12 protein-coding genes are annotated in these 13,202 nt (G+C 61.7%); 7 read left to right on the top strand and 5 right to left on the bottom strand.

Annotation, left to right across the window (positions count from 1 at the left end; all coding sequences use genetic code 11):
- Positions 1 to 152: 152 nt before the first annotated feature.
- The 6 genes from AM590_RS07535 (at position 153) to AM590_RS07510 (ending at position 6,330) form a co-directional block, all read left to right on the top strand.
- On the top strand, positions 153 to 1,895 hold the full coding sequence (locus tag AM590_RS07535; RefSeq protein WP_058826928.1) for an ABC transporter substrate-binding protein: 1,743 nt from the start codon (positions 153 to 155) through the stop codon (positions 1,893 to 1,895).
- A 75-nt stretch (positions 1,896 to 1,970) separates the two neighbouring features.
- Positions 1,971 to 2,930 (top strand): ABC transporter permease, encoded by a 960-nt coding sequence (locus tag AM590_RS07530; RefSeq protein ID WP_042666462.1) that lies wholly within the window; start codon positions 1,971 to 1,973, stop codon positions 2,928 to 2,930.
- Between the two features lies 1 nt (position 2,931).
- A complete protein-coding gene (locus tag AM590_RS07525; protein ID WP_049967499.1) occupies positions 2,932 to 3,936 on the top strand; it encodes an ABC transporter permease in 1,005 nt (334 codons plus the stop codon).
- Positions 3,933 to 5,009 (top strand): ABC transporter ATP-binding protein, encoded by a 1,077-nt coding sequence (locus AM590_RS07520; RefSeq protein ID WP_058826927.1) that lies wholly within the window; start codon positions 3,933 to 3,935, stop codon positions 5,007 to 5,009. Before AM590_RS07525 ends, AM590_RS07520 begins: the two co-directional genes overlap by 4 nt.
- On the top strand, positions 5,006 to 6,124 hold the full coding sequence (locus AM590_RS07515) for an ABC transporter ATP-binding protein (RefSeq protein WP_058826926.1): 1,119 nt from the start codon (positions 5,006 to 5,008) through the stop codon (positions 6,122 to 6,124). Before AM590_RS07520 ends, AM590_RS07515 begins: the two co-directional genes overlap by 4 nt.
- The gene (locus AM590_RS07510; RefSeq protein ID WP_058826925.1) at positions 6,121 to 6,330 is read left to right on the top strand and encodes a hypothetical protein; all 210 of its coding nucleotides are present in this window, start codon (positions 6,121 to 6,123) and stop codon (positions 6,328 to 6,330) included. The genes AM590_RS07515 and AM590_RS07510 overlap by 4 nt, the downstream gene beginning before the upstream one ends.
- Before the next feature lie 510 nt (positions 6,331 to 6,840).
- Here AM590_RS07510 and AM590_RS07505 read toward each other — a convergent pair.
- From AM590_RS07505 to AM590_RS07485, 5 genes are all read right to left on the bottom strand, one after another.
- On the bottom strand, positions 6,841 to 7,998 hold the full coding sequence (locus AM590_RS07505; protein ID WP_058826924.1) for a sialidase family protein: 1,158 nt from the start codon (positions 7,996 to 7,998) through the stop codon (positions 6,841 to 6,843).
- 63 nt (positions 7,999 to 8,061) lie between these two features.
- Positions 8,062 to 8,895 (bottom strand): hypothetical protein, encoded by an 834-nt coding sequence (locus AM590_RS07500; RefSeq protein WP_253805898.1) that lies wholly within the window; start codon positions 8,893 to 8,895, stop codon positions 8,062 to 8,064.
- 11 nt (positions 8,896 to 8,906) lie between these two features.
- Entirely contained in the window at positions 8,907 to 10,007 is a 1,101-nt protein-coding gene (locus AM590_RS07495) for an ABC transporter ATP-binding protein (RefSeq protein ID WP_058826922.1), read from the bottom strand.
- Positions 10,008 to 10,127: 120 nt separating this feature from the next.
- Positions 10,128 to 11,048, bottom strand: coding sequence for a carbohydrate ABC transporter permease (locus AM590_RS07490; RefSeq protein ID WP_004042001.1), 921 nt, complete (start codon positions 11,046 to 11,048; stop codon positions 10,128 to 10,130).
- A complete protein-coding gene (locus tag AM590_RS07485; RefSeq protein WP_042663637.1) occupies positions 11,045 to 11,989 on the bottom strand; it encodes a carbohydrate ABC transporter permease in 945 nt (314 codons plus the stop codon). Before AM590_RS07485 ends, AM590_RS07490 begins: the two co-directional genes overlap by 4 nt.
- A gap of 159 nt (positions 11,990 to 12,148) precedes the next feature.
- On the opposite strand from AM590_RS07485, the gene AM590_RS07480 reads away from it, so the two are divergent.
- The gene (locus AM590_RS07480; RefSeq protein WP_058826921.1) at positions 12,149 to 12,946 is read left to right on the top strand and encodes an aldo/keto reductase; all 798 of its coding nucleotides are present in this window, start codon (positions 12,149 to 12,151) and stop codon (positions 12,944 to 12,946) included.
- Positions 12,947 to 13,202: the final 256 nt, after the last annotated feature.

Here is a 13,202-nt window from a genome sequence, read left to right as displayed (position 1 = left end):
TGGGAAGCGGTAGCACAACGAACGCGTCCGGAACTCCATTGCGAGATAGTGCCAGGATTGTGAGGGGTTGCCAAAGCTATAAATAACGGTGTTTCATGAGCTAAGGTATCACGCGTACCGCTACAAGGGTGTGTACGTAGCTCCAGAAAACAATGGCAGACGACAACATTACCGAGATAAACATGGACAGACGGCAATTTATTGCGGCCGCGAGCGCGGTCGGGGCGACCGCGTTTGCGGGCTGTACCGGCGGCGATTCCGGCGGTTCCGACGGAACCGAGACGAGCGGCGAGAGCACCGACAGCGGTTCGTCGGGCAACTCGGGCGAGACCGTCCGCGTCAACGTCGCACTCGCCGCGGAGCCGTGGAACTTCGACCCCGCGCTCTGGACGGACACCGCGACCAGCACCATCGGCGGCCTCATCTACGACGAGGTCATCGAACTGACGCCCGACTCCGAACTCCAGCCCGGACTCGTGACCGAGGTTCCCGACCCCGTCGACGGCGGGACGGCGTTCGAGTACACGCTCCGCGAGGGCATCACGTTCCACAACGGCGACGAGGTGACCGTCGAGGACTTCAAGTACTCCGTCGACTGGATTCTCAACCCCGACAACAAGTCGCCGGTCAAGAGCCGCCTCCCGTTCGTCGAGGACACCGAAATCGTCGGCGACCGGACGCTTCGGCTCAACCTCTCCCAGCCGTTCGGGACGCTCAACTGGTGGCTCACCCGCGGCCTCGAAGGCATCGTCCCCGAAGGCTCCCGCGGCGACACCGCAGACGGCAAGGGACCGAGCGGCCTCGCGACCGACCTCACGCAGGACCCCTCCGGCGCTGGCACCGGCGCGTTCAAATTCGTCGAGTGGAAAAGCGGAAGTCACGTCCTCCTCGAGAAGAACGAAGACTACTGGAAGGAGGGCTCGCCCGCCGTCGACGAGTTCAAGTTCAACTTCATCGGCGAGGACTCCACGCGCCTCGCGAACCTCCGTTCGGGCCAGCTCGACCTGACGGACAAGGTTCCCCCGAAGGACTTCGAGAGCCTCAGCGGCCAACCCGACATCACGACCGAGTCCGTCCCCGGTAACTTCACCCAGGTACTGTACGTGAACCTCATGGAGTCCGAGGGCAACCCGATGAGCAACCGGCACAACCGCCGCGCGGTGCTGTTCGGCATCGACCGCGAGGAGATTCTCGACGAGGTGTTCTACGGGCAGGGCGCGGTCCAGAAGGGACCGTGGTACCCCGACAGCGACTGGACCTCGCCGAAGCTCAAGGAGATGCAGATGTATGACCCCGAGAAGGCCAAGAAAGAACTCGAACTCGCGGGCAACCCCGACGGCTTCGAGATGGACATCATCGCCACCAAGGGGTCGTGGTTCAAAGACGAGGCCGTCGTCATCCAGAACCAACTGTCGAAAATCGGCATCGAAGCCAGCGTCACCGCCGTCGACAAGTCCACGCTCCTCAACCAAGTGTACAGCACGGACACGTGGCACGCCGCGATGGAAGACTGGGCGCAGTCGATTCCGGTTGCCACGTCGTGGCTCGATGCCGGCTACGCCGACAACAACCACAACCACAACAACTGGCACCACCCCTCCGACGACCTCGAAGACATCTACGCGCCGAGCGGCCCCGCCGCGCCCGAAGACGCCGAGGGCGACTTCTCGAACGGCCACGAGTGGTACGTCTCGAAGCTCCGCGAGGCGCAGGCGTCGACGGACGAACAAGTACAGAAGGAAATCGTCTGGGAACTGGAGGAGTACCTCGTCGAACACGGCATCCAGATCGACATCGCCTACGTCAACAAACTCGAGGCGTGGCGCAACGCCGTCAACGACTACGACGTGGGCACGTTCCAAGACAACTACCGCTTCGTCTCGAAGGGTGAGTGACGAACAGATGCACACGCGTTCGCGCCAGCCACGTCGAGTTCCAACGGCGACCCGGGAGGTGACTCAGCCGTGAGCATGTTCCGGTTCGTCCTCAAGCGCCTGCTGTTGAGCGTTCCCGTCCTCCTCGGGGTGAGCGTCGTCGTCTTCGCGCTCGTCCACCTCGCACCGGGCGGTCCGGTGCGGGTGATGCTCGGCCCGCTCAGCAGCGAGGAACTCGTCAGGCAGATTCGACTGGAGATGGGGCTCAACCGCCCGCTGTACGTCCAGTACGGTCTGTGGATGCTCGACGCCATCCAAGGCGACTTCGGCGTGTCGTGGACGGTCCAGCAGGGGACGCCCGTGACTGACATCATCGTCGAGCGCATCCCGCTGACGGTCGAGCTGTCGATTCTCAGCATGATCACGGCGATTCTCATCGCCATCCCGGCGGGCATCATCAGCGCCGTCCGCAAGGACAAGCCCGCGGACCACGCCGCGCGCATCGCCGCGCTGTCGGGGATTTCGATTCCCGATTTCTGGCTGGGAATCATCCTCATCATGATCTTCGCGGTGCAGTTTTCGTTCCCGTGGGCGACCGGCGGCTGGACGCCGCCGTGGGTCGACCCGGTGGCGAACCTCCAGCAGTTGTTCCTCCCGGTCATCACGCTCGGGACGGCCTACTCCGCGCTCATCGCCCGGATGATGCGCTCGGAGATGCTGGACACGCTCAGTCAGGACTACGTCAAGACCGCCCGCGCGATGGGTATCGGCGCGCGCGAAATCGTCCTCAAGGACGCCTCGAAGAACGCGCTCATCCCCGTCGTGACCGTCATCGGTGTCGGACTCGGCCAACTGATGAACGGCGCGATTCTGACCGAGACGGTGTTCAACCTCCCCGGTATCGGCAAGCTTCTGATACTGGCCATCGACCGCCGCGACTACCGCATCATCCAGGCGCTCATCCTGTTCATCGCGAGCGTGTTCGTCTTCGCGAACCTCGCGGTGGACGTGCTGTACGCCTACCTCGACCCCCGCATCAGACACGATGGAAACTAACATGGCAACGACAGACCACACGGACGAGGCGGTGCCGGCCGCGCAAGCCCCCGGTACGCACCACAGTCAGTTCGAGATGTTCTGGAAGGAGTTCCGCAAGAACACCCTCTCGCTCGTGGGGACCGCGATTATCCTCACGATGCTCCTGACCGCGCTGTTCGCGCCGTTTCTCGCCCCCCACGACCCGACGACGCAGTTCGAGGCACCGGACGGCGAACACAACCCGATGCCGATGGGCACCGAGATGATCGTCGAGAACGACGCCGGCGAGGTCGTCGGCACGACGACGGCCTACCTCGGTACCGACCACCACGGTCGGGACATCCTCTCGCGCATCATCTACGGGTTGCGGACGCTGATGACCGTCTCGCTCGGCGTCGTCGGCTTCGCGATGGCGCTCGGCGTGACCGCCGGCGCAATCGCCGGCTACTACCGCAACACCTGGGTCGACGAGGTCGTCATGCGCTTCATGGACATCCTGTTTTCCTTCCCGAGTCTCATCCTCGCCATCGCGGTGCTCGGCGTGCTCGGGGTCGGAAGCACGGAGTACGGCTCGTTCACCCTCCCGAACATCGTGAAGGTCATCGCCGTCATCGGCGTCGTCTACATCCCGAGTTTCGCACGCGTCATGCGCGGGTCGGTCCTCAAGGAGATGGAAGAAGACTACGTCGACGCCGCGAAGTCCCTCGGCGCGAGCGACCGACACATCCTCGTGAAGGACATCGCCGTCAACACCCTGCCGACCGTCGTGGTCCAGGGGACGCTCTACATGGGGACGGCCGTCCTCGCCAGCGCCGCGCTGTCGTTCCTCGGGCTCGGTATCCAGCCGCCGAACGCGAGTCTCGGGCTGATGCTGTCGAACGCCCGCGGCTACCTCTACAGCGGCGAGTGGTGGTACTCGGTGTTCCCCGGGCTCGTCATCGTCGTCACCATCCTCGGGTTCAACCTGCTCGGTGACGGCCTGCGCGACGCGCTCGACCCCCGAAACGACGGAGGCGAGCGATGAGCGCCGAACCGGACGAACAGCCGGTGCTCGAAATCCGCGACCTCGTCACGCGGTTCTACACCGACGAGGGGACGGTCAAAGCCGTCGATGGCTCGTCGTTCGACCTCTACGAGGGTGAGACGCTGGGCATCGTCGGCGAATCGGGCTCCGGAAAGTCCGTGACCGCGCTGTCGATGCTCCAACTCGTCGACAGCCCCGGTCGCATCGAGGGGGGAAGCGTCCGTTACCGCGGCGACGACCTGCTCCAAAAGAGCGAGGCGGAGATGCGGTCGATTCGGGGCAACGACATCGCGATGATGTTCCAAGACCCGATGACGAGTCTCAACCCCGTGTTCACCGTCGGCGACCAGATCAGCCGGGTCATCAAGACTCACCAGGACGTGTCGGACGCGGCGGCCCGCGAGCGGACCATCGAACTCATGGCCGACGTGGGCATCCCCGAACCGACCTCGCGCGTCGACAACTACCCCCACCAGTTCTCCGGCGGGATGCGTCAGCGCGCGCTCCTCGCGATGGCGATCTCCTGCGAGCCGGACGTGCTCATCGCCGACGAACCCACGACGGCGCTCGACGTGACCATCGAGACGCAGATATTCACCGTCCTCGACAAACTCCAGGAGAAGTACGGGATGAGCATCATCCTCATCACCCACGACCTCGGCGTCGTCGCCGGGACCTGCGACCGCGTCGCCGTCGCCTACGGCGGCCGCGTCGTCGAGCGCGCTGGGGTGGACGCACTCTTCGAGAACCCACGGCATCCCTACACCCGCGGCCTCATGCGGTCGATTCCGCGGCTCACCGACGACACCGACCGACTGACGCCCGTCGAGGGCGACGTGCCAAACCTCACGGACCTGCCGTCGGGCTGTTCGTTCCACCCGCGGTGTCCCCACGCGACCGCCGAGTGCGAGTCGTACGACCCCGAACTGCGGGAGGTCGAACCCGGCCGGGAAGCGGCGTGTCTCCACGCGCGCGGCTACAACCTCTCGAAGTCGGCCATCGAGATGGAGCGTGCGGAGGCCGACGGCGGCAGTCCCGCGACGCCGGCGACCGACGGGGGTGCGTCCCAATGAGCGACGACCCGCTGTTGTCCGTCTCGGGGCTCCACAAGTACTTCACGCAGAACGACGGCTTCATCGACCGTCTGCTCGGTGCCGACGAGACCGTGAAGGCCGTCAACGGCGTCTCGTTCGACATCGAGCGCGGCGAGACGCTCGGCCTCGTCGGCGAGTCCGGTTCGGGCAAATCGACGACCGCGCGGTCGGTCCTCCGGCTGGACGAACCCACGAAGGGGACGATCAGCTACGACGGCACCGACCTGACGGCGCTGTCGGACCGGGAGATGACGGAGATGCGAAAGCGCATCCAAATCGTCTTCCAGGACCCCGCATCGAGTCTCAACCGCCGGAAGACCGTCGGCCAAATCATCAAACAGCCGATGGAGATTCACGGCCTCTACGAGGGCGAACGCGACGCCCGCGTGGACGAACTCATGGAGACGGTCGGCCTCCCGCCGCAGTACTCGAACCGCTACCCCCACGAGTTCTCCGGCGGCCAGCGCCAGCGCGTCGGCATCGCCCGCGCGCTCGCGGTCGACCCGGACTTCATCGTCGCCGACGAGCCCGTCTCGGCGCTCGACGTGTCGATTCAGGCGCAGATCCTCAACCTGCTCGAGGACCTTCAGGAGGAGTTCGACCTAACGCTTTTGTTCATCGCCCACGACCTCAGCGTGATTCGCCACGTCTGTGACCGCGTCGCCGTGATGTACCTCGGCGAAATCGTCGAACTCGCGGACGCCGACGAGCTGTTTTCGAATCCGCAGCACCCCTACACGCGGGCGCTGTTGGGTGCGATTCCCCAGCCGGTCCCGGAGCTGGCGCGGCAGCGGCAGGTGCTCGAAGGCGAGGTCCCCTCGCCGCTCGACCCGCCGTCCGGCTGTTCGTTCAATCCGCGGTGTCCCGAGGCGACAGAAGAGTGCACGTCGGTCGACCCGACGCTCGACGAGGTGGCGGGCGCGACCGGCGGCCACAAGGCCGCCTGCATTCACGTCGACGAGTTCGAGACCGGGGCGGGCGTCCCGAGCGCCGCACAAGACGTCGACGAGCGGTTCAGCATCGAGAACTTCGACGCCGAACCGACGGTCGCGACCGACGGTCGCGGACGGGGTCAGGGTGACGACGACAGATGAGCATCGCCGTCAAACCGATGCTCCGCATCGTCCTGACGTTTGCCATCGTGTGGTTCTACCGCGGGCTGTTGCCGCCGCTGTCGCCCATCGCGAGCACGGTCGCGCTGGTCGTCCTCGCGGTGCCGACGTGGGTGGTCGTGAGCCGCCTGCTGTTCAACTCCGGCGGGGCGCTGGCGATGATAGACGACGAGTTCGACCGTACCTAGTAGGTGGCTGCCGAACCATGGCATCCGTTCGAGACCCTCTGCGTCCAAGCGAATAGAGTCACGTTGGCGTTTTATAGAATAGCATAGATATAACAATAATGACTCAGAATACAACTGAGAGTCCTTTCAATGAGGGGAAATCAGATATGTCATGAATACGGGGGTAAAAGTACAACTATATTGGAATATTTGCCCGATTAGTATATATTCTGAATATCAGGAATGGGTATATTTGAAGAAATATTAAATATATACTTTTATTTTTTATAAAATAACTATATATGCTCCATAGGTGTGTTACAAATAAACAATATTCGTCTGTCCAAATCATCCTTGAGTGAAGTCCTGGGCCTTCCTCTACATCTGCGTCAATACCCACTCTCAGAGACTGCGGAGCGGATAGGAAGCAAAACACTAGAAGAGGCGATTCGAACCGAAGTTTCGAGGTTCGACGGAGGCTGTTCTATTGCGAAGCGGAGGGCGGTAGAGACGCGGCTGTTCGTCGGGTCATCACCGGTTGGAGAGTAGTTCCTCGGGGTCGAATCTGGTGGCCGCGATGTGTCGAGGACCACCATCGACGGCGACTTCATCGTCCTGTTGGTTGAAATAGTACGTGGCGAGAATCGTCCCGTCGTCGAGCACGGCCGCGCGCGGGTAGCCGAGGTCGTAGTTCGCACCGTCGTCACGGAGAATCCACTCGCGGCTCCACGTGGCACCGTCGTCGTGACTCACACGTGCGCGGATACCGTACGGTGGATGGCGATATCCGTAGATACACACGAGTGAACCATCGTACTCCAAGAGTTTGCTCGGTGCGCCAAGGTCGTTCACTCGCGAGACGAACGTCCAGTTTCGCCCGTCGTCAGTTGAGCGATAGATCTCGGTCCACTCACAGTCGACGGAAATCTTACAGCGCACGGCCGCGACAAGCGTCCCGTCGTCAAGCAGTACTGGCGAGGGACACAGCATGCGGTACTTTTCGCTCCCACCGATCTGCGACAGGAACGACCAGTTTTGTCCCCCATCGAACGACGCGTACACGATCGGCACGTCGTGGGGGTCGGTGCTGGTTTTCCCCGTTAGCATCAACAGGAGGGTGCCATCTTCACGAGTAATGTACGACGGGCGGCCCTGGATTCGCTCGAAGTCGAACATGGGGAGCCGTTTCGCATCGCTCCACGAGTCCCCCCCATCGTCGGAGAGTTTCACCCACGGCACCGCGTCAGAGGCAGCCGAATGCGGCGAAGACCAACAGGCCATGAGCGTATTCTGATTCGAGAAGTCGTGCGCCTCGATGTCCGGAATCTCGTTGTAGAGGACCTGTTCAGAGGTCTCGACGTTGTCCGAGATGACGCCGTCGTCCGTCCACGTCGCGCCGCCGTCGGTGGTGCGCATCGCACGGATGGACCCGTAGGTCTCGATACGCGCGTGGCTCAACTGATTCTGCTTATTCTCGGTCGGAGAGACGACGCTCCCGTAGCGAACGACCTTAGCGTCGTGGAGATTCTCCGGAACTGAGTAATCACAGTCGTGGTTGATGAACCCGACGACGACGCCGTCATCGGTCTTCCACATCCCGCCGTTGAACGGCCACGCTGAGAACTCATCATCACTGTGGTAGACGATAGTGTGTTCGGCACTCTCGACGCTCTTGGGTGACGCTAACATGTGTCTGTTTCACAGAGTTGGGGCGGGGATATTAAAGATATCGCAGCCGGTCGTGGAGCCGAGCTACGCACCGACGACTTCGACAAACGTCGCGTTGCAGTCCGTACATCGCATCGTCGTGATGGTTCGCGTTCGGCAGCACGTCTCTTCAGTTCGCTGCTGAATGTTCGGTTCACCGTCGCAGGTTGGGCAGCGTTCGAGGAACAGTCGAAGCTCACCGAGCGCCACGCCTCGTACTCTCGAAGACAGATCGTGCCAGTTCGGGAGCTCGGTGGCCAGCGCTACCGCACCGGCCGCGTCGGCGAGGAAGGCGGCTCGAGATGGCCACCGACCGACGTGTGCCCCATCGACGGAGATGGCGAAGTCAGCAGCCGATTCGTCGACAACCACCTCAGACGGATCAGCATCGACGAACGCGGACACCGAGAGCGCGGTGTCCACGTCGGAATCAATCGTGTCGATGGCGTTCGTCCACGCGGCGTGAAAACGGTCCGTCAGGCAGAAATCGGCCCCACCGTCGCACGGTACAAGTACGCCGTTGTCGACGAGGAGGGTGTCGTGGTCGGCGTTGGTCACGTCGACTGGCTCCGAGTGCGAATCGACGGCCGTCTGTTCCGGCCCGTGTTCGAAATACGCCATCACCCGCGAGGGAAGGTATCGCTGTGTCAGCGTCGGTGTGCCGGGTATCAGATACCCGCGGAGGCTGATGACTGCGGCCGACACCGCGAGGACGACCGCACTCAGGAGTGGCAATCCAACCCACGCGACGAGTCCAGCGAGTGCGATGGCCAAGGCGGCGTTTACGCCAGTACAGGGGAGACACCGGTTCTCGCCTGTGTACGCTGGGTTCCGGACTCGGTCGAGCACGACTGAATCACGCTGTCGCATCCAACTCATCGGTCACCTCGTCACACGTCCGGTCCGCGAGTCACGACGTCGTCCCGGGAGCCGAAGAGGTGCGTCGCCCGGGCCTCGATAGCGAGGCGGATCTCCTCGCCCTTCTCGTAGGAGTTGTCGGCCGGGAGCGTCACCCGAACCTCGCCCTGCGGTCCCTCGATAGTTGCCAGCATCTGCTTTCCGATTCGCTCGATGAGAGTGATCTCGCCTTCGAGGTCTCCGTGGTTCCGGTCAAGCGTGACGTCTTCGGGGCGGACGCCAACCGTGACTTCGTCGCCGACGCTGAGCGCCGTTGAGTCGACCACTTGGAGTTCGACGTCTTGCCCGTCGATGGCGACGATGGCCGTCTCACCGCTCGCGCGGTCGATAGTCCCGTCGAAGAAGTTCATCGATGGGTTGCCGATGAAGTTCGCGACGAACCGGTTCGCAGGTCGCTGGTAGAGTTCGTCCGGCGTCCCGATCTGTTCGATACCACCGTCGTTGAACACCGCGATACGGTCGCTCATCGTCATCGCTTCCTCCTGGTCGTGCGTCACGTAGATCGTCGGCTTCTTTACGCGGTCGTGGACGCGCTGAATCTCCTTGCGAATCTCGACTTTCAGCTTCGCGTCGAGGTCGCTCAGCGGCTCGTCCATCAGGAACGCCTCCGGTTCGTGGACGATTGTTCGCGCTAAGGCCGCCCGCTGTTGCTGGCCACCGCTGAGTTCGCCGGGGTACTTCTCCAGTAGTTCTCGAATCTGCATGATGTCCGCGGCCTCTTCGGCGTTCTCGTGTCGCTCTTGCTTCGGAACGTTCCGGACTTTCAGCGGGTAGGAGATGTTCTCTTTCACCTTCATGTGTGGGTAGAGGGCGATGTTCTGGAACATCATCGCCAGATTCCGCTTGTGAGCCGGTTTCCCCGTCATGTCCTCGCCGTCGAACCGGATACTCCCGCTCGTCGGCGTTTCGAGGCCCGCGATACAACGGAGCGTCGTCGTCTTCCCACACCCGGACGGGCCGACGAACGTGAAGAAATCGCCTTCGTCGATGCTGAAGTCGATACCATCGACGGCCGTGATCGTTCCGGACGGCGAACTGAATTCTTTTCGCAGGGAGCTAACCTCAATAGTCATTGATTGACAACCACTCACACGTTATTCGACGGGGACATTATACGTTTCGGTGAACGCAGGATCTCTGCTGCCAGAACGGACGAAAATAAGAGGGGTGTCGAAGGACCGCGTGGTCGACTGTTACATCTGTCCGCCGACTTCGAACCCTTCGAGGAGGTACTTCTGGAGCGCGAAGACGAAGATGAACGCCGGGATTACCATCATCACGCTCGCGGCCATGACCTCTCCCCAGAGAGTCTGTTTCTGAATCGTGAACATGTGGATACCCACGGTGAGCGGCCAGTTTTCACTCGTCGGCATGATGATGCGGGGAATCGTGTACGCACCCCACGCCGTTGCATACGAGAAGATGGCTACCGCGATGACACCGGGTTTCGCCATCGGTAGTGCGATCTCGTAGAACGCCCGGAACGGCGACGCGCCCGCCATCTGGGCGGACTCTTCGAGCGAGATGGGAACGTTCTGGAAGAACTTCCACATCAACCAGATGCCGAACGGCAAGGCGGTCGCAGTAACCGCCAAGATGAGGCCGAGGTGGCTGTTGATGAGGCCGATGCGACTCCAGAAGATGAACATCGGGATCGCGAGCAGAATCTGCGGGAACATGTACCCGAAAAGAATGATTCTCGCGAACGTCTTCTTGTGTGGGATGTCGATGCGCGTGAGCCCGTAGCCAGCCAGCGTCGACATCGATGTCGTGACCACGACGACGCCCACCGAGAGAATCATGCTGTTTTTGAAGTACGTCGGGAAGTTCGTCCCCTCGAACGTGTTGACGAAGTTCTCGACGGAGAATATCTGCGGTAGCAGCGTTTGCGGAACGTTGTAAATCATGTCCGTCGGCCGTAGCGCCGTACTGACCATCCAGAAGATGGGGAAGATGACGACGAACAGCTGCAGCACCAACAGGGCGTTCAGCGTCAAGTTCCACCCCGTCGACCGACCCTGGTGCGAGAGGTGCGTCAGCGGGTTCCACGGCTTGTCCACGGTCCGCTGTTTGACGTTCGACCACTTGCGTCCGATGTCGTTACGAATGCTCATTCTGCACGCACCTCCTCAGACGGCTCGAAGATCCGGAAGTACAACACTGCCGCGACCAACAAGACGAGGAACAGCACGGTCGAAACGGCCGCGGCGATGCCGAGCCGACTCGTCCCGAAGGCGATGTTGTACGCGTAGATGGGTGCGGTCGTCGTCGCTCCTCGCGGTCCTCCTTGCGTGAGGACCCAGATGTAGTCGAAGGTGTTGAACATCCACACCGCACGCAGCAGCAGCACGATAAAGAACACACCCTTCAGGTTCGGCAGGGTGATATCTCGGAATCGCTGGTAGGCCGTCGCACCGGACATCTTCGCCGCCTCATAGAAGCTCTCGGGGATAGCCTGCAGTCGAGCGAGCACCATCACCGTGACGAAGATAGAGTCTTTCCAACTACTCGTGAGAATCGCCGCGAGCATCGCCGATCCTTGGTCTCCGAAGAACGACACGTACCCTTGGGTGAGACCGATCTGGACGGCGAGCTGGTTGACGATTCCCCACTGCGAATTGAGCATCCAGAGCGCCATGAAGCCGATGACGGCGTTCGGGATGAGGTACGGGAGAATTGCGAACGTGCGCGCGATATTCACGAACTTGAACGACCGGTTGAGCAATAGCGCGAGAGTCGTCCCGAAAATCACCTGAATGACGACCGAGCCACCCGCGTATATCACCGACCGGTTGAGCGCATCGTAGAACGAGTCGCTCGTCAGGAGCGACTCGAAGTTCGCAGTCCCGATCCACTGCCACTCGTTCGAGAAGGCGTTGATGTTGAAGAAACTCGCGCCGATGACGCCGATAATCGGAACGAGATTCACGAACGTGAAGAGTAGCATCGGCGGGAGAATCGTCAGCGCGGCCAATACCTTCTTTTTTGAGAGGAACTCGAACACCTCGTCTCGTAACTCTCGAGCCCGGGAGCCATGCTTGTTGATTGTACTCATGGAACGTGCCAATTCTTCATGAACCAACGGTAAAAACCTTCCCATCAGTACAGTCACAGCTGTTCGAGAGACGAACGAAGACTCCAGTCACCCGATCCACTGTCTTCTCGCGTCCCCCCATAGATTATTATAGGATCACCCGAGAACGTACTGACGATCATGGTATTTAGCGAGCCAAGAGTAGGCTTCGGGACGTGGCAGAACACTGATCCGGAGGCCTGTGCCGAAAGCGTACGAACGGCACTAGAGATGGGCTACCGACACATCGATACCGCACAGCTGTATGAAAACGAAGCCTACGTGGGCGATGGAATCGAACGAGCGGACGTCGACCGAGAGGAGATTACCCTTGGGACGAAGCTCTGGCCGGGCGACCTCGCGTCCGACCGGGTCCCCGACGCAGTCGCCGAGAGCCTCGACCGCCTTGGCGTGGACTATCTCGACATCCTCTACGTTCACTGGCCAGCGAAGGACTACGACGCCGCCGACACGCTCGGCGCGTTCTCGGAACTCCGAGACGAGGGACTGATTCGGCATATCGGTGTCAGTAACTTCACTCCCGAACTGCTGGACGAGGCGCAGGCGGCCTGCGACGCCCCAATCGACGTCAACCAGGTCGAGCTTCATCCACTCCTCCCGCAACCGAACCTCCTCGAGTACTGTCGCGGTCACGACATCGAAGTCGTCGCCTACTCCCCGCTCGCCCGCGGGAGGGTCTTCGAGATTCCGGAGATCACCGACATCGCCCGCGAAAACGGCCTCAGCCAAGCACAGGTCGCCATCGCGTGGCTGCTCTCGAAAGACGGCGTTAATCCCATCCCGAAGGCGTCGAGCGAGGCGCACATCCGTGGGAATCTCGAAGCCGCGGAAATCGAACTCACCGCGGAAGAACTTGCTCGGATCGACGACATCGACCGCGAGCTTCGGATCGCCGACCGAGACTGGGTCGACTGGTAACCTCGAACGCTCGGCGCGAATCGAACCGAGCCGAGAACTGTTTTTGCGGTCGTGCTGCGAGCGGGACTCGAGAACTGGAACTCCCACGGCAGAACCGACGCCAGCGACGACGAGTGTCCGCTCGACGATCGTCGGCGCGTTCGTCTCAAGGGGAGCGGCTATCGAAGACGCGGGACGGGTCGCTGAAAGGGCCCATCCAATCGGCAGGCTGTTTCGAGGTCTGACGGACAGACCGGTCAGTGCTGGCCGAGTTTTT

Source organism: Haloferax sp. Q22 (genome assembly GCF_001482285.1).
In the GTDB taxonomy this organism is placed as follows: domain Archaea; phylum Halobacteriota; class Halobacteria; order Halobacteriales; family Haloferacaceae; genus Haloferax.
This window is presented reverse-complemented; position numbering and strand designations above follow the sequence as displayed.